The sequence below is a fragment of the Stenotrophomonas sp. GD03958 genome (genome assembly GCF_029839005.1).
Taxonomy (GTDB): Bacteria; Pseudomonadota; Gammaproteobacteria; order Xanthomonadales; family Xanthomonadaceae; genus Stenotrophomonas; species Stenotrophomonas hibiscicola.
Window position 1 is genome coordinate 43,908 of record NZ_JAOBZT010000005.1, and the last position, 17,246, is coordinate 61,153.

Below are 17,246 nucleotides of genomic sequence, written 5' to 3' on the forward strand. Positions count from 1 at the left end.
CGTGGCCAGAGCAAAAGCAGCTGAAAAAGCGTCCCCTGGCGGGAGCAGGCATACGCCTACGGCGCGGAGAACCGTTGATTGAATTTCCGGATCCACGCGAAGGGCTTTCCCATCATGAGCAATGGTTTGATTTGTCCGATCAGCCGGAGCTTTGGGTCGGCTCATTGAGAAAGGCTGGCACTGTCCAGCTCGGACGATTCATTGCCCGCCAGTCGCCGCCGCAGGGCCTCTTTGGACATCTTGGGCGGAGCGTCCAGCGAGAGCTCCTTTCCGTCCAACGAACGGTAGAACGGATCGTCCACCCCCGCGCTGACGTAAACGACCAGGTCCGGCCCGATGGTCAACAGGCCTGCATCGAACAGCGCGTGGATGTCCTTTCGTAGCAATAGACCGTTGTTCAGAGCGTTGGTGGAAGCTCCGTTGTAAGGGACGATGTGAGCGGCGTCGATGACGCTGGCCAGGGCGGTCCCGGTGACCATGCACACCGCTCCATAGTGAGCGACTAGGCGCTTGCGAAACTCGGCCTGGCCCTCTCGGATCACGCGGAGGACCTGCTCCATTCGCTTTCCCTCTGCTGCGACAGCATCAGGAGCCGGCGGCAGTGGCTGTTCCTGCCTCAATCGCCCGCTCTCCTCAAGGACGCCCTGGAGGGCTTGGATCACATCGTGACTGAAAAGCTCTGATGCAGGGCGCAACTGAAGGTCAATCCCGGACCGGTGCCGGATGTGCGCCAACAGAAGTGCGGCGTCCTCCACATACTTGAGTTTCTTTTCGCGCATGCTCCAAAGTTGGTTCAGCTCGCCCAAGCTCAAGACCTTCAGCGCCAACCTGAGATCGCGGCTGGTCATCCGTAGTTGACTGGTTCCCTTCTCCAAATGCTGGCGAACCAGGTATTCCTCCAACTCCGGTGGGTTTGCATCTTCGTCAGCGCGGATAGTGAACAGGCTGCTGAAAGGCTTGTTGAATTGCTCCTTCCACTTCTTCTTTCGCCGCTGAGGCTTCGACGGGTTCCGGTTAGCCTTACTGTCGCTTCCCTTGTCCTGATCCTTTTCGTCCATGTCGGTCAATTGATTGTCTGAGCTTGCCTCAATGGTAAGGGATCCCTGGTGTCCGGGCGCCCTTTCGACTGGCGCTTGCGGGCTTTCAACCACGCCGCCGCCAGATCGTCCACGTCGGCCTGCAGCGCGGCCCGTTCGCCAGGCAGCCATGCCCTCAGCGTCCCACTTGCCACGCCCGCGTCTCGCTTCGCCAAACGCCGCCTTGCTTCCAACCACTGGGCCTTCGTTTCCCCCTCACGTGTGGCTTGACGCTGGGTCCGCATGCGAACGGCGTTGGGCCTGTCGCTGTAAGCCGGAATGTGGTCTTTGGCCTGGCTAGGCCACGGTGCTTCGTGCGTGCCCTGTCGCCGCAGTCGGATCTGGCGCAGGCTTGGATACCGGGCCATCCACCGGTTCTCAAATGAGCGGTCGGGAGGGAGAGCAGTCCCCAAAGGCAGGGGAATGACCAACGCGTGGAGGGCGATCAGCTGCCACACCGCCGCTTGAAAAACATCCTCGGTTAACCGGAAGGCCACCACGTCGGGGTGTTCCAGCCATTGGCCTTGGTGCATATTGCGCAAGAGCGCGGCCAAGTCGTTTCGCGTCAGATGGGCACGGTGGGCCAGTGGCCACCCCACTATCCAGCCGTCCGAATGCCTCTGGGCGTGAACGACGAACCGGGGGTGTATCCAGCGCTCTTGGAGCTGGGCAAGGACGGTGGCTGGCTTGGCAAAGCGCCCCACCTCGACCAGGTGGTTGTCGGAGCGCTGGAGGACAAGCAGCCGGTCGGCCAGCAGGGCGTCCAAGGGTTCTGGTGGCAGCCGCTGGCTCAACTCGGGCCAGGCCAACAGGTCACGGGTGCCCCGCTCGGTGATGCAGCGCTTGCAAGCCATGCGCAGGTTCTCGGTGTCCCTTGGGCCGGCTAGGCTCAACGGAACGAGCGGTGAGAGCCCCCACGAATGGCTACGGTCCAAGTCCAAGGGGGCGGTGCAGAAAGCGCACACAGGGCTTTCGGAACGGCGGGCCACGTCCAGCGCCCAGCGTGGGGTGGCAGGCGCACGGACGGCATGGAAGGCCAGCACGCGACGGGCAAACGCGTCCAGGTCAGCGGTGTTCATGAGAGCACTCCTGAAACGACAGCAGGCGGATCGTTGAAGGCCAATGGCGGTGAATGGAGGCCATGGCGCGCACCCTCGTTTGACTAAAACGAATTGGTGCGAGGGATTTGCGGGTTCCTTCCAGTGGTTCTTTGGCTGCCCACGGAAGATTCGGAAAGCACGGTGTCGGTGCATCCAATGGCACTGCACACGTTTGACTAAAACCAACGTGGCTTGGGTGTCGTGGGGCGGTGCAGCGGGTGGGCGAGGGCAACCTGTCCTGGGGATCCGGGGCAATGCGAAACGGTGGGCTGAAAAACTTTGCACGGATTCCCGGGGTGGGGCATCGGTGGGCGTGAGGGGGGGAAGAGCGGGAGCGTTGCGTGGGCATGGCGTGGGCGGTGGTCCTGTGGGGCGAGGGGGCGTAGACCACCAATAGCGCACCTGGGGCAACACGCAAGGGGCCGCCGAAAAGCAACTGCAAGAGCCCAACGTGGGTGGAAGCAATGTCGCCAGTGGCAGAGAAGCAGGAGCCCTGACGGTTCCCTAGAGTCGTCATACACATGACGCACTGAAGTGGGAGTGCGTTTTTCGCCCAAGAATCCGTGTAACGCCTGCCGAAACCTCAATGCAATCAAGGCCTGACCATGTCACCACTGAATGGAGACAGTGTCAGTGCTTGTTAGCTCGTTTGGCCCATGTTTTTCAGGCTCCTGACGTGGGGCCTTGCCAACTCCGAGATTCGCGGTATCGGTGGAGTAATCCCGAAACGGAGTTACTCGACCGATGGCGTTTGTTCGTCAAAACGTAAACCTCGACCCTCGGCAACTGAAACTTGCTCAGCGGATCGCCCGTGAATCGGGCAGTGGGTTCAGCGCTTACGTGCGAGAGGCGCTGGAGCGACACAACACCGCCACGTCCGTGGTGAGCGTGTTGGAGAGCGCCAACGCTCAGCTGGAGCGCCTCATCGACGATCTGCGGGAGGAGAACGCGCTGTTCCGGAGTGCGCTCCAGGAAGACCTGCGGCGGCTGCGAGACGAAACGAAGGCGGAGCAGGGCACTGCCATTCAGCGCTACGAAGAAGCGCTTCGCAAGGTCGTGACGGCGGCCCTCTCGCAACCCTCTCCCAAAGGCTCTGGTGCGGCCAAGGTGCCCGCGACCGGACCCATGACTGCTCCACGCACCTAACTTTCCCCCACAGCAGGAGATCCATCCCGTGAAACGTTTTTCCCTTCCTCTCACTCTCTGCCTGGCGGCGTTCATGCCGCTTCAGGTTTCCGCCCAGGCCGCCCCTGATGCGGTCCACGCCGCGGAGGACGATGGCAAGCCCAAGGCCGACAAGAAGCGTCTGTTCAAAGCCGGTGGCATCGGTTGCGTGGCCGGCGGAGCCATCGCCTTGCTCACGGGCAAGAAGGACAAAGCCCTGGGCGCTTGCGCCGCCGGTGCTGCAGTGGGGGCTTCGGCGTCTTACGTGAAGCAGCAGCGTGAGCACGCCGAGCAGGCCGCCGACGCCGCCCGTGCGGCTGGCATGAAGGCCGAAGTGGTCACCAAGACCCAAACCGTGGAAGGCAAGCAGGAAGCTGTCCTGGATTCGTTGCGGTTGAACTACAACCCCGCCGACATGAAGCGGTTGGGCAGCGACACCCGGGCCTTCCTCGACAAGTTCGCGGGTCTGTTGAACAAGTCCAGCAACGGGTTGACGGTGGTCTTCCAGGGAGCCGACAAGGCCGCCTGCCAGGTGCCCATCGTTGAGCTGGCCAAGCGTGGCGCGCTGTCCAAGGTCACGGTGGACGACCGATGCGGCAGCGGTGAGCCCGTGATCGTCGTTACCCCGGTGCCTGACGTCCGCTGACGCCAATCGCCCGGGTGTATTGCGATGCCCGGGCTTCCTTCCCCCATTCCCAGGAGCCGACATGACCCCAGAAGAAAGAATCCAGCAACGCAAGCGCGAAGAATTGCTGAAGCGTGCCAACGCAACCCCGACCGCTTCGCCCACGCAGGAAGAGCGGCTGGTTTCCGACGGCGTGAAAGAGAACCTGAAAGCGGCCAGTCACTGGGCTGGGGTGTTCGGCAAGCGCACTGCCGAGTTGACCCAGAAGGGCGTTGCTGCCGCTGCCGAAAAGGCGAAGGAGGTCAAGGCGACCGTGGACGCCAAGCGGGCAAGGAGCGCGGAGGAAAGAATTCAGGTAACAGAAGCCGAGTCTGGACCCACCGTCCAGCCGAGCGAAGCCGAGGTGGCGACAAAGTCTTTGAAGGGAGAGGACGCGGGTTCTCTCGTGGTTGACGGAATGGCTCAGGACCTTGTGCTTGTTGATGGGGAGGTGGGGGAGGGCAAAGCACCCTTTGCCGAAATGGCAGCCGAGGACCTGGTCGATGCGTTGTCCGCCCGGGAGCCAGCGGCAACTACCGTCGAAGCAGAAGCGGTTGGCGTGAGCGAAACGAATCTTGAGCCAGGAGTGACGGAACTGCGGCCTGTCGTGGAAGCCGCCAGATTTACACCGGAGGCGGACGCCCCTTCGTATCAGCCTGCAGATGCTGTCAAGGAGCTGCAGGTGACCGATGGCGTTTCGACAGGGCAAGGAAAGTTGGCCGCCACTGTTGCAGAGGAGCTTGGCCCCTCACCCCACGCCAAGTCACCAGAAGCAACGCAAGCTTCATTGCATTGCACGCCCCGCTTTCGTTGGCCCTGGGTCTTGGCTAGCGTGGTGGCGGTGGCTTTGGCCGCGGGGGCGATCTACTTCTTGCTTGGGAAGAACAACCAGATGCCTTCGAGCACACCGGCTCCCGTGGCACCGGTGGCCACCCCGGCTGTTCCAGAGCAGGCGCCGGTGGTGGTAGAAGCCCCTTTGATCGCGCCTGCTCCAGCAGTGCTTTCAGAACAGGCCAGGCCAGAAACCACGATCGAGAAGCCCGCACCTGTCACCGCTCCCCCGGTAACGACGACAGCGCCAATTGCGCCCCAGCCAATGCCTTCGCCGAAACGTGCGACCGCCCCGAAGAAGGCCCCCGCACCAGCCGCCGAACCGCGGAACGACTGGCAGCGAAAAGCCAACGCTGACCTGGACGCCTGGGCGAAGAAGTCGGGCATCGACTGATCCCCCTTGCGCATCCGCGGATTCGATCTAGAAAGAAGTGACCTACTCACGAATAAGGGGGAAGCATGTTCAAGTGGCTGTTCACGCAATACCGGGAACCCGGAAAACTTCATTTCGGCTCAAAGTGGCTGAACCTGCACGGGCGCTTGTTCCTTGGCAGCCCTGAATCGTTTGGCATGGGCCACCTGAGCGAAGGCGTTCGCCGCACTTTCTACTACTTGCGCGCCGATCGCAGGCCTCCGGTCAGAGACGACGCCGCGTATGAGGCATGGACCAAGGATCGGCTCTACGCGAGCAAGGTTGAGCAGGTCGCAGAGCGCTGGGTGGCCAAAGCGGGCTTCCTGGCGTGCGCGCCGCTTTGCTTGGTGCTTGCCGTCTTGGCGCATTGGCTTCGTTGATTTAACAGGGGGAGGGAAACAGAGATGGCAGCAATCAGTTTGTTCAACGTTCTGGACTGGACGAGCGGCTTGGGCCGCAAGTTCCGACGGAAGAGCGGCGAGCCTTTGAGCGTGAAAGAAGAGATCATCGTCAAATCCAACGAGGACTATGAAAACCTCGTGGGGCGCTTTGACGTGACCGATCGCGTGCGCAGCCGAGAGCTCGATGTGCCGGACGCTGACAGAGATTTCGCGCTGGAGTGCGGCGCCGTCTGGGACGAGAACGCCCAAGTGTTCAAGGTGCCCGATGGACGCAGCGAGGACGAATTCCAGGAGTGGTGGCCGAAGGTTCCGGAAGATTTGCGTGACACCCAATCGCGGATCATCACGACGAAGCTTGGACGGCGTGCCGAGGGCTTCCTGCAGGGCAACGACATGGGGCAGGGCGGCGACAGCCTGGCCACTCCCTTGATGTATCTCGCCTTCCCCATGATCGGCGTTCTGGCAACCTTCTTGGTGAGCCTGATCGTTTCTATGGGTTGGACCAAGCTAGAGGCCGCCTCGACGCTGGAAAGCTTTGTCCGGATTGGTGGGGCAAGCGTGATAGCTCTCTTGCTGACCATTCCTTATTTCATTGCCCTCAAGCAAGGCGAGGGCATGAAGGAGGCCCTGAAAGCCCTGGTGCTGCTGCAATGGGTTCCGATGGCGCTTCAGTTCGTGGTTGGGGAAAGCAATGGCGGCACCGAGGTGGCAATGCAAGCCGGCGGCATGGCTGTGTATGCCCAGATCGCCAAGACCTACCTGTGGTGGGCCTTTGGCTTGGTCGGCATCCTGTTTGTGGTTTGCTTTGTGGCGGCGGCCTCACGCCCGCACCGGGGCGTCATTGGCGGGACGGCCGCGCGCTTCATTCAAGCGATGAAGTGGGTGGGCCTCATCTTTGCCACCTTGGTTGTCGCCAAGGTCCTGCCGTTTGGTTTGGGCGAGGCGGCGCCTTATGTGTTGGCCTGCATGTATGCGATGCAATACGCCGAAGGAAACTTTGTCCAAAACGCTGCCCGGCTTTACCTGCAGAACAACGACAACAACCTGGCCACCCAGGGGGCGCTGATCAATGCGCACGTCAAGGCGCGAGAGCAGCAAGCCGAGGCGGCCCTGCGGGACAAGACCCCGCTGATCACCATTGGGCGCGCCACGGGACACCTTTCCGACAAGGGCTATGGCTACTCGCCCGACTTGGGCACCGTGATGATGTTCTCATGGCGCGATTGCCAGCAGGGCCTGCTCGTGTTCGGGGCCATCGGTTCGGGCAAATCCTATGCCGCACTGCGACCCATCGCTCGTCGGTTCCGTAAAGCCGCCTTGGCAATGGCGTCTGTGGCGTCGGAACAAGGCAATGTAAGGGAGCGTTTGACGCGGCAGAAGCTGGCTGGCGGTGCTCTCATTGCCGACGGTAAAGACGGAGCAATCATCGCGGATCTGGAAGGGTTGTTCGATATCGTCGTCAAGCCTGGAATGCGCGTGGGGCCCTACGAAGGGTTGGCGCCCGATCAGATCGTCCGGGCATTGCGCGGTGCAGCCGGTGGGCGCGTGGACGAGAAATCCAAGCTTTGGACCGACGGCGGTGACGCGTTTCTCTACCACACCGGCATCATTCTTCGTGCGCTCGTGGATCACGAGATGGCTTACAGGTCTTGGTGTTCGGCCAAGCTGGAAGGGCTGGAGCGTGCACAGTTGGACGCGGAGCTTGAGCTGGTCAAACAGCGCAAGCTGGACGAGGACGTGGCCGAGACTGAGGCTTTGCTCGAGCGGATCGCCGAGCAGATCGCCATCCATCGAATCCCTGTGAGTGACGACAGGCAATGGCAATACACGCCATTCCACCACGCCAAGTTGTTGTCCATTGTGGAACGCGTGATTCCCGCCAGCCCCGCGCCTCGTGCCAATGCAAAGCTGATGGAGGTGGTGAAATACTTGGGCCTGGAAGAGGCGGACACGAGCCATGACGAAGAAGGGCGGCTGGCCTACGCGGCCTACCTGCAACAGCACCGCCTTCGTCAAGAGAGCGCTCCGCAGACCATCCACCCGGATCTCTTCCGTCCCATGTCTCAGCTGCAGAGCTCGCTGGAATGGGCGTTCCTGGAGATTCCCGCGATGCATCCGGAACAGAGGCAATCGTTCACGCTCAACTCACGAGGGCTGCTGGAGAAGCTCTTGCGAGGCGAAAAGCTGCGTGACAGCAAGACGGACATGCCCTGGCATTCGATTGAGACGGGCGAGGTGGACGTCTCCGACGCGCTCTATGGAGCCATGGTAGGCCTCTTCTTGCCCCCGACCCAATTCGGTGAGGCAGGTGAAATGATGATGCGTCTGCTCAAACAGCGGGTCATGAACGGAATCAAAGGGCGTGGTGCATACGGTGATAAATGGCGTGAAGCACTGCCCGGCCAGACCGAGGTGATGCTGATGATGGACGAGGCCCACCTGCTGTTGACGGCCGATGACATCAACCTGTTCTCCGTTTCGCGCTCGCTGGGGTTGATGCCCGTGCTTGCAACGCAAGGCTTTGAGAGCTTGGTCAACGCCTTTGGGTCGGTCAACGAGGCGGATCTCATGGCCAATACGATGCAGTCGGTGATCGCGCTGAAGTGCTCGCACAACACCCACGAATACCTGGAAAAGCGGTTCGGGCAGGCAACGTTGACCACGTTCAAACAGCGCACCCGGGGCATCGACTACCAAGGCGGCATGAACAATTGGCGCCACTCCGTGCTCAACGACCCGGATCATGCCTACGCGTCCGCCTACGACGAGATGCGCATGGAAGGGGCTGGGCGACTGACGGCCTCGCGCATCGACGCCGTGACGGGCCGCCGCTGGCGGATTGGATCGGAGGACACGCTCGGCCAAGACGAGATCGCGCGCGACATCGACATGCCCACCGGGGGCAAGCGCGAGGTGCAGCCGCTGTTCCTGCGCGAGGAGTATTCCGCCCTTCTTGAGCCCCGCGGTCACGCCGTTGTGGCGTTGAACCGGGCTGGCATCAAGCGGTTCGACCTGGCAGAGCTCCTGCCCGATGCGGATTGATGCGGATAGGCAAGGGGGCTCACCCCCCTTGCCAAACCTGCGGATTGATCAACGATGAACCTATTCACCCCAGCGGAGGAAACAAACATGAGCGACAACCTTTCCCAACCCATCGAAGAAATGACCGAGCTACGAGCACTCCAGGCGCAGCGCAACGAGCGGCTTCTGGGCGATCGCCCACCGCCCCAGAAGGACAGCGCGGCCCGGGCCGACTTCGAGCAGAACGTGGCCCAAGACCAAGACGCCATCGAGCAACGCCGACAGCGCGTTCTGGATTGGGCAGAGAAGGCCTCGCCCGATCAGATCGCCGCGCTCCAGGCAAAGATCCAGGAGGCCGACAAAGCCGTTCGTGATGCAAAGCCGGACGACAAGCACGAGCAGGTGGTTCATGCGACCGTTGCGCAGTGGCGGCAGCAACGCGGGGGCCAGCGGGAGGAGAGCCCTCCCATGTTGACCCGTGAGCAGCGGATGGAGAACGGGCCCGGTCGCCTGGGATACGCTGATTACGCCCGCAGTTCGTTGAAGGAGGCGGCTTTCATGAAGGACTACGCTGCCAATTACGATTGGGAGAAGCACCAGAAGCAGGCCCAGCCGAACGTCTTCCGACAGTGATCTTTACCGATGTTCAAATCTGCCCGGTTCTTCGCAGAATCGGGCATTTTTGCGTCTTGACGTCCAGTTTGATGGTGCTTTACTGGTTATGTAAAGAGTAGGGAGACCTACTCATAAAAACCAAAAGGAGAGCCGCCATGTCCACGTTGTTCAATGCCCTCAAAGACTTCGCTTTCGAAAACGCGGTTCCACTGCTGACCAGCTTGTTCCTGCTGACCGCGGCCTTCGCAGCCGCTGTTCTCGTCTACCCCCCGGCCGTTCCGGTTCTGCTCAAGGTAATGGCCATAGCGGCGGTGGGCTTTGTGACCATCGGGGTGGTGGTCCAGAGTTCCTTCCTATGAGTAGCCGGCGCTGGCTCAGGCTGCGCGCGAGGTGCAGGAAGCGTTGGCGCCGGTTTGACTGGGAGGGGTTTGATTTCTGGTTCTATCCCGCGCTGATTCTCTACATGCTGGTTTGGATCGTCTTTGGCCCACCCGACAGCGTTTAACGCGTTAGCCCATTAGTTCACCAGCGATCGAGCTGGACCTTTCCGATGAGGCACATCGGCTTACCACTGCAGGAGGACCAGATGAATATCAACAACACCAACTTCCACCGTTTTCCCGACGTTGCTCCCGAGCATTTGAGTTCTTTCGCCTTGGTCGGGGGGTATGTGGATTCCCAGGTTTTGGCTGGAAGAAGCTTGGACAATGTGCTTCAGGAACTGGACAGCAGTAGCCCAGGGCAGAAGCTCTGGCATGACACTGAGATTCTTCGGCATTTCAGTGTTGCGGTGGCTACTCGCCTCAACAGCTAACACGTTCTCTTGACGGTCGCGGATTCGGCTCTACAACAATAGAGATGGACATCCAAGAATCTCTGATGCACCTCTTGCGTCCCCCGGGCCTCCAACGAGCGGAGGCCTTGGCGGGCGCGCTCGCGCGCGAAGCCGGCGCATCCAAAGGCCTTCACGACTCGCAAGTGTTGGCGCGCGCCCACGCCCTGAGCGTTGCCCCTGTCGAGGGTCGGTTGGGCGATCTGGTCTGGCAGGTCCGCCAGCGGAAGCACGATGATGCGCCCCAAGTGGACCTGCGCTGGGGCTTGCATCGCCTGGGGTTCGACGCGCCCACGCGGGCCTCCACCCGGAACCTGGTGCGTGCTTACGAGGGGCGCTTGGCAGACCGTGACGAGCCGATGGTTTACAGCACCTTGGCAGAGAGGGTGGCTGGGTTGTCCATGGCAGAGCACACCTCGCTCTTCCAAGGCATGGCGATGGCGGTGGAGGAAGCGCGGACTCGGCAGTCCGATGCAAGCCGGTTGCGGGAGAACGCACCGTGGCAGGGCTGGCTCGTGGGGGCGTCCCGGGCGGGCCACGAAGCAGCACTGCTGGCCTGCATCGGCATGGGCGCGGACGCCCGGCTGCCCGATGCCAGCGGCAACACGCCCCTGCACCACGCGGCCCGGTTTGGTCACGCCTCGCTGGTCACCCCGCTGGTCCACGCCGGCGCCGATGTGGCGGCCCTCAACGCCCACGGGTGGGCACCGCTCCACCTTGCCGCCCTTCACAAGCACGCCCGGGCCTGCCTCCACCTGATGGCCCACGGCGCCAATCCTGAGCAGCCAGGGTGGCGAGGGCGGACCCCAACGCGCATGCACCGACATGAGCAAACCCAAGCCCTTTGACGCGCTGGGCGACGTGCCCGGCAGCGTTGCGCCTTCCCAGCCGGTCCGATACTGGCACCGCGCCGTTCTTGCCGGTGCATTCGTTTTTGGCGTGGCCTACGTGGGGAGCATGGGCGTTGCCTGGCTCTTGCCGAATCCAGATGGCTCGCTCATCCGTTTTGCCGATGCCTTAAAAGGCGGACTGGTGACCGTCTACCACTTCCTGACCGTCGGCATCTCGGCTCGGGCTCCGGCACGGGAGTTCATCGAACTGGTGTCCTACCACCACCCAGTGGCGACGTGGTCCCGGATCGGGGTGTCGCTTCTGCTGGCGGCGGGCCTCGGTCTGCGGGTGTTCCTCAAGGCGGCCGAGCCAGTGAGCAACACCTGGCACCTGGCCGGACCGCGGCTATTGGAAGGAAAGGAGGCCGTGGACGAAGCCCGGCGCCGCTCGACGACCCCTAAAGACGCCGAGGCGGATCCCTTCGCCCTGTCCCTCCATCCAGATCTGTTGTTGCCAAAAAAGCATTGGGCGCGCCATGTTCTGATCACCGGCTCGGTGGGTTCGGGCAAGAGCGTCATCCTCAAGCACATCCTGGAACAACTGACGCGAAAGAGGGACGCAAAGCTGTTCCTTTACGACATCAAGGGTGATTTCACGTCGATTTTCAAAAGGCCCATCATCGTGTCGCCCTTCGATGCGCGCTCCCACGTGTGGGACGTCGCCGCCGACGTGCGGACCCCGACCCAAGCGGCGGCGTTCGCCGCCTCTCTCATCCCAGAGGGCGACGGGAACGCCAAATTTTGGAGCATGGCCGCCCAGGACTTGTTGATCGGGTGCGTGCGCGAACTCCAGAACACCCGTCCTAGCCAGTGGGGATGGCCCGATCTGGCGGCCTTGGTGCGCCGCCCGGCCGCGGAGATGGCCGCAGGCATGCGCCCGCATTACCCCCGCGGCGCCGCACTGGTGCGTGACCCGGAGAGTCAAACCACGTCCAGCGTGCTGTCTTCCCTGGGGGGCTTCACCCGCCTCATCGACGATCTGGCCACCGCATGGCCGGTGGTGGGAAAGCGACGTTTCTCGATGACCGAATGGATACGGGACGACTACACCGGGCGCAAGCAGGTCATCGTTCAATCCGGACCCGATCCGACCCTCACGAAGGCCTACATCGCCGCCATGATCAACGTGGCCGTGCCGGATCTCATTGGGCCAGGCTTGCCGGACAACGAAGGCGGGCGTGGGCTCTACTTCGTGTTCGACGAGCTGACCAGCGCAGGGCGCTTGAACATCGATCCGTTGCTCGCATTGGGGCGAAGCAAAGGCGTGGTGGCCGTCATGGCCGTCCAGGATCACTCGCAGATTGAGCTGGTCTACGGGGACAAGACCGCCCAGGCCTTCTCATCGCTGGTGGGCACCCACGTGGTGTGCCAAGTGCAGATGGGGGCGACCCGGGACAAGCTGGCCAGCCAGCTCGGCAAGCGGAAAATCGCCTGGCGTGGGCACGAAGACAAGGCCCAGATTCACGAAGAGAGCCGCGCGTTGGTTTCCAGCGGTGAGCTCACCGACCGGTTGGGTTTCCGCAAAGGCAATCGCTACGGTTCCGAGAAGTGGGGCATCGAGGCGATCGTCCAAATGGGCGGGGACGTGCTGTTGCTGACGTGGCCCGGCAGGAGCCATCCAACGGTTCGCGAAGGGCAGGTGGCCGCCGCGTGGACCACCAAGCCGGCCGGTGTGGTGGGAGAAGCTGAATTGCCCCCTTTGACCGGTGACGCGTTGGCCTTCCCAACCACCGCAGAAGGCATCGACACGGTCCAGCGGGTGCTGACCATGACACCCGAGGAAATCGACGCGCTTTTCAAGCGGTGATCGGCCTTGCCAACTCTCCGTTTTCTGGGACCTTGGAACAGTCAACGTTCTTTAAGGGAGCCCCATGATCAATTGCACCCGCATCGATGCCCGCGGCCACAACAAGAACAACGGAAACATGTTCGACTACATGCTGGCCACCGAGTGCCTGGCCATCGACAGCGCCGTGGCCTATTACGCCGGCAGCGGTCCCGATCCGCGGCAGACGCTCAATTGGGGCGGCAAGCTCGCCGCCGAACTCGACCTGGAAGATCAACCGGTCACCCGAAGGGTGATGGAGTTGCTGGGCAAGGGCTTTTCACCCACCGGAAGGCCGTTGTGCAAAAACGCGGGAGAGGAGCCCCAATTGGTCATCAAGACGGATCGCATGGGCAACGTGCGACTGGACGACGATGGCAAGCCAATGGAGAAGTGGGAGGGCGGCCATCGGGTCGGGTTTGATCTGACCATCTCCGCCCCGGGGGACGTGAGCGTGGCGTTTGCGCTGGCGGATGATCGCGAGAAGCTGGCCATCCTGGAGGCCCACCGCCAGGCCTGCGCCGTGGCCATGCGCTACATCGAAAGCAAAGTGGAGACCCGGCGCGGACAAGGAGGCGTAGACGTTATAGGCACGGCGGGATTGGTATGGACAGCCGCCGATCATGTCAGCAACCGGAATGTGGAACCCGACCTGCACACCCATCACCTGGTCTACGGGATCTCGATGGGCGAGGACGGTCAGTGGGGCACCTTCGACGCCATCGAAATCTACCGTCACCGGCACGCCGCGGATCACCTTTACAAAGTCGAGCTCTACGCCGCGATGAAAGCGCTGGGCTATGGGATTCAGCGGGAACGCGAGGTGGACGTGATGGGGCACGAAACGGGCCAGACTCTCACCACGATTGCCGGCATCGACCGGGAGCTGGTGCTTCAGACGAAGACCCGCCGCCAAGAAATCCTGGACTACGTCAAGGAACACCCCAACGCCAGCCACGACGAGGCCTGCAAGGCCACCCGCAAAAAAAAGGAAGAACCGCCCTTCGAGCAGGTGGTCAAGGACTGGCAGCAAACCTTCGCCAACATCGCTAAAGAGCACCCGGAGCTGGTTCCCACCACCCAGTCGCTCAAGCAGACGAAAGGCCAACACCTGGACCCGCATACGTTTGACGAGGTTTTGCAGCGCATGCACGAAAACGAGGCGATGTTCTGCGAGCATGACCTGGTCCGGGAGTTGGGGATGGAGTTCGCAGGACAAAAAAATTCAGAAGAAATCCTCAGGATGGTGAATGAGTTCACCGAGCAGGACGATCTGGTGCGCGTGAAAGCCGAATACCTCCACGAAGACGACCGGGGCGTTCGGTTGGCGCGCAAGCACCGGGAGGATCGCTTCTGCGCCACCTGGATGGTCGAATGGGAGGCCGAGATCATCCGCCGCTCGAAGGAGCGGGAGAACGAGACGGATCTCAAGCTGTTCCGCTCCACAGTAGACCGGGTGATCGCCGCGTATGAGAAGCGAAAGGGGTTCACCCTCACAGAGGAGCAGAACGCCGCCATCGGTCACCTCACCCACGGCACGGCCGGCGTGGGGGTCATGTCGGGGTTGGCCGGCACCGGCAAGACCACCGTGGCCGAGGTTTACAAGCAGTGCTTCGAAGCCGAAGGAAAGCAGTTGATGGGCTTGGCCGTGTCGGGTAAAGCCGCGGCTAAGCTGGAAGAAGAGTCCGGCATGCCCTGCATGTCGGTTGCAAAGTTCTTTTCCCAGCTCCGGCAGGGCAAGGTTGCACTGACGAAGAACGTTGTGGTGGTGCTCGATGAAGCCGGGATGATTGCCACCGGCGATACCTTGAAGTTGATGACCTACTGCCAAGGGGTGGGCGCCAAGCTGATCTTGCAAGGGGACAGTGACCAGCTTCAGCCCATCGCCGCGGGCAACGGCTTTGAACTGGCGAAGATGGCCCTGGGCGACACGAAGCTGACCGAGATCCGCCGGCAGAAGAACGCCGGTGACCTGATCACTGCCAACAGCTTCTACGAGCGGGACCAGCAGGGGAAGGTCAAGGACATGCGCCGCGGGCACCGCAGCCGCCGAGGCACCTTTGATATGGGCACAGAAATCCTGAACAACCTCAAGCAGCGCAATTGCATCGACGACTTCGGAACGGAAAGACAGGCCATCAAGGCGCTGGTGGACGATTACCTGAAAGACGAAACGCCGATGGACGAGAAGCTGGTCTTGGCCCACACGCGCTCTGAAGTCAAAGCCCTCACCACGGGCATCCGAAAGGGGCTCCAGGAGCAAGGCGTGCTGGACAGAGAGGAATTCACCTTCCGCTCGATCGTGAAAGGGCAGTGGGAGGATCTGACGCTCTCACGCCGCGACCGTGTGATGTTCACGGCGACCAACAACGACTTGGGTGTCATCAACGGCACCGAGGGCACGGTGGAGAGCATCCGGAAGGACAAATCCGGTGGCTACGACCTGGTGGTGCGCATCGACTCTTCGAACCCGGAAGAGGACGGGCGCATCCTGAAGTTCAACACCAGCGAGCACAACGCCTTGGCCCACCGGTATGCCATGACCGTCCACAAGGCGCAAGGACAGGGGAAATCCGAGGTTTACCACTTGGCCACGAACATGGGCATGCTCGACCAGCAGTCGGCCTTGGTGGCGTTCACCCGCCTCACCAAGGGCAGCTATCGCATGTATACGACCGACGAGATGCTGGAGCGCATGGCCGAACGGCTGGGAACCGAACGGCACAAGGAAATGGCGCTGAGCGTCGGCTTGTCCGAGACCCAGGCTGCTCCGGTGCGGAAACTGGTCCAGGACGTGGAAACGCTGTTGGCCGGGCTGAAATCGGAAACCGAGGTGCCAATCTCGAACGCGGAACGGCGCGAGATGAGGCTTACCCGGTGACGCATCGGGCCAGTGTTAACACGCTGATCACCACCACTACCCACGGCCACCACCCCACGCGTTCGGAGGGGGCTTTCACCGGTGTTCCCAGCTGCCACCGCCGTTGGTGGGCCAGCCATCGCACGTGGGGCGTTGCCAGCCGGTTCGGGTTGACCACAATCCCCGGCGGCTCGGCGTAGATACGCCCCCCCTCCCGGGAGGCCTTCACCCGCCACGCCTGCTCATACGCTTCGGCTTCCGCCCTGGTGGCTGTCACCACCTCCAGCGCATGAAAGCGGAAAGGCCGGTGCCAGCCACCTTGCCGGGAACGGTGCTGCTTCTCCCGTTGCTGCGGGTTTGAGCTTTGGCCGACGTAGCATCCCCCGTCGTCGAATAGCAGGGCGTAAAGGGTGCGGGGCAGGGCGTGATACTTCTCGCTGCGTCCTAGGTGGTGGCGCTGGGTCATGGCCTCTCCGTGAGTAAAACGACCCACTCACGAATAGATCAGAATTTGAAGTTGGCAAGCCTGCTGCGAAGGACGTGAGAGGCCACACGTCGCTTGCGTGTAATCTCTTCGCAGTTCATGGCGAGCATGGGGCGGGCGAGTGACCTTTAAGTTCCCGGTTGGACCTTCCAAGGGGCGTTGCAACATATGCGGGCAGGAAACCGACCTGACTGAAAACCACGTGCCACCCAAGGCGTGGGCTCAAGGCATCGCCCTGAGGGTGTCCAGCGTCGCCGACGCAATCAGTGGAGAGAAGAAGCCGCGGTCCCACAAGATGCCCAATGGTGTTTGCTTCAGGAGCATCTGCAGGACCTGCAACGGCTCGGTGCTTTCTCGATACGACAAGGCGCTTGTATCGATGAGCCGGCAGGTGACGGAGATCTTGGGTGATCGAAGCAAGGTCACCTACTACCAGAGCATCCGCGTCCAGCCGCAGCTTGTGGCAAGGGGAGTTCTGGGCCACATGTCATCGGTGGGCTTGAATCGCTACGACGAACGCCACAGCCAGCACCTGTTCGATGACCGGTCAGATCTTCTACGCCAGGTTCGGCTTCACTACTGGGTGTATCCCTACAGCGGGAGAACGGTTCTTCGCGACTTCGGGCTGGGCATCTTGGGTGGGAACGGCAGTTCGGCGATCTATGTCCTGAAGGCCTATCCGCTGGCCTTTGCAATGGTCTGGAACAGGGACTTTCAGTTCGAGGACTGGCAGCCGCAGAGCTTTGACCCGTTCGCTGGGTTCGAACCAGACCAAGAGGCGAACCTCCCGCTGGAGTTCGTGGGCCTGCCAGGACAGGTTTGGCCAGAGCACGTCCAGGGGAACACGTTCGCGGTTCTTCATTCCCATGGTGCGTTCGTGGCAACGGAGAAAAGACGGGGCTAGGTTTGGGCGGTTTCGGCTCTGCCGGATCGGAGGCGGCGGATAGCGGCAGCGTTCCAAAGAAAAAGCCCGGGCTCGACCCGGGCTTTTCATATCGGTCAATGGGGAGCATGGCTCACCGCGCGTTGACCTGTGTAATGTAAGGAGCGCGCTTGCTCCTACAGCAATTG

15 protein-coding genes are annotated in these 17,246 nt (G+C 61.9%); 12 read left to right on the top strand and 3 right to left on the bottom strand.

Going from position 1 to position 17,246, the window contains the following annotated elements:
• Positions 1 to 161 precede the first annotated feature (161 nt).
• Together N5C25_RS02795 and N5C25_RS02800 are read right to left on the bottom strand one after the other, a co-directional pair.
• On the bottom strand, positions 162 to 1,058 hold the full coding sequence (locus N5C25_RS02795) for an HNH endonuclease signature motif containing protein (RefSeq protein WP_279936360.1): 897 nt from the start codon (positions 1,056 to 1,058) through the stop codon (positions 162 to 164).
• 5 nt (positions 1,059 to 1,063) lie between these two features.
• The gene (locus N5C25_RS02800; RefSeq protein ID WP_279936361.1) at positions 1,064 to 2,155 is read right to left on the bottom strand and encodes a hypothetical protein; all 1,092 of its coding nucleotides are present in this window, start codon (positions 2,153 to 2,155) and stop codon (positions 1,064 to 1,066) included.
• Between the two features lie 765 nt (positions 2,156 to 2,920).
• Here N5C25_RS02800 and N5C25_RS02805 point away from each other — a divergent pair.
• The 11 genes from N5C25_RS02805 to mobF all read left to right on the top strand — a co-directional run bounded on the left by N5C25_RS02805 (position 2,921) and on the right by mobF (position 15,712).
• Positions 2,921 to 3,322, top strand: coding sequence for a hypothetical protein (locus tag N5C25_RS02805; RefSeq protein WP_279936362.1), 402 nt, complete (start codon positions 2,921 to 2,923; stop codon positions 3,320 to 3,322).
• A gap of 28 nt (positions 3,323 to 3,350) precedes the next feature.
• Entirely contained in the window at positions 3,351 to 3,986 is a 636-nt protein-coding gene (locus tag N5C25_RS02810; RefSeq protein ID WP_279936363.1) for a hypothetical protein, read from the top strand.
• A 61-nt stretch (positions 3,987 to 4,047) separates the two neighbouring features.
• Positions 4,048 to 5,229 carry a hypothetical protein gene (locus N5C25_RS02815; protein ID WP_279936364.1) on the top strand — a complete coding sequence of 394 codons (1,182 nt, stop codon included), beginning with the start codon at positions 4,048 to 4,050 and terminating at the stop codon, positions 5,227 to 5,229.
• Positions 5,230 to 5,294: 65 nt separating this feature from the next.
• Positions 5,295 to 5,627: a hypothetical protein gene (locus tag N5C25_RS02820; RefSeq protein ID WP_006375352.1), complete on the top strand. Its 333-nt coding sequence runs from the start codon at positions 5,295 to 5,297 to the stop codon at positions 5,625 to 5,627.
• A 24-nt stretch (positions 5,628 to 5,651) separates the two neighbouring features.
• Positions 5,652 to 8,690, top strand: a complete 3,039-nt coding sequence (locus tag N5C25_RS02825) for a TraM recognition domain-containing protein (protein ID WP_279936365.1) — start codon at positions 5,652 to 5,654, stop codon at positions 8,688 to 8,690.
• A gap of 87 nt (positions 8,691 to 8,777) precedes the next feature.
• Entirely contained in the window at positions 8,778 to 9,302 is a 525-nt protein-coding gene (locus N5C25_RS02830; RefSeq protein ID WP_279936366.1) for a hypothetical protein, read from the top strand.
• Positions 9,303 to 9,439: 137 nt separating this feature from the next.
• On the top strand, positions 9,440 to 9,643 hold the full coding sequence (locus N5C25_RS02835) for a hypothetical protein (protein ID WP_279936367.1): 204 nt from the start codon (positions 9,440 to 9,442) through the stop codon (positions 9,641 to 9,643).
• A 227-nt stretch (positions 9,644 to 9,870) separates the two neighbouring features.
• Complete coding sequence (locus N5C25_RS02840; protein ID WP_005410158.1) at positions 9,871 to 10,098, top strand: hypothetical protein; 228 nt, start codon at positions 9,871 to 9,873, stop codon at positions 10,096 to 10,098.
• A 107-nt stretch (positions 10,099 to 10,205) separates the two neighbouring features.
• Positions 10,206 to 10,964, top strand: coding sequence for an ankyrin repeat domain-containing protein (locus tag N5C25_RS02845; protein ID WP_279936368.1), 759 nt, complete (start codon positions 10,206 to 10,208; stop codon positions 10,962 to 10,964).
• The gene (locus tag N5C25_RS02850; RefSeq protein WP_279936369.1) at positions 10,942 to 12,813 is read left to right on the top strand and encodes a helicase HerA-like domain-containing protein; all 1,872 of its coding nucleotides are present in this window, start codon (positions 10,942 to 10,944) and stop codon (positions 12,811 to 12,813) included. Before N5C25_RS02845 ends, N5C25_RS02850 begins: the two co-directional genes overlap by 23 nt.
• A gap of 64 nt (positions 12,814 to 12,877) precedes the next feature.
• Entirely contained in the window at positions 12,878 to 15,712 is a 2,835-nt protein-coding gene (mobF, locus tag N5C25_RS02855) for a MobF family relaxase (RefSeq protein WP_279936370.1), read from the top strand.
• On the opposite strand, the gene N5C25_RS02860 is transcribed toward mobF, so the two are convergent.
• Entirely contained in the window at positions 15,702 to 16,157 is a 456-nt protein-coding gene (locus N5C25_RS02860; RefSeq protein WP_279936371.1) for a GIY-YIG nuclease family protein, read from the bottom strand. The genes mobF and N5C25_RS02860 overlap by 11 nt on opposite strands.
• 220 nt (positions 16,158 to 16,377) lie before the next feature.
• On the opposite strand from N5C25_RS02860, the gene N5C25_RS02865 reads away from it, so the two are divergent.
• Entirely contained in the window at positions 16,378 to 17,079 is a 702-nt protein-coding gene (locus tag N5C25_RS02865; RefSeq protein ID WP_279936372.1) for a hypothetical protein, read from the top strand.
• Positions 17,080 to 17,246: the final 167 nt, after the last annotated feature.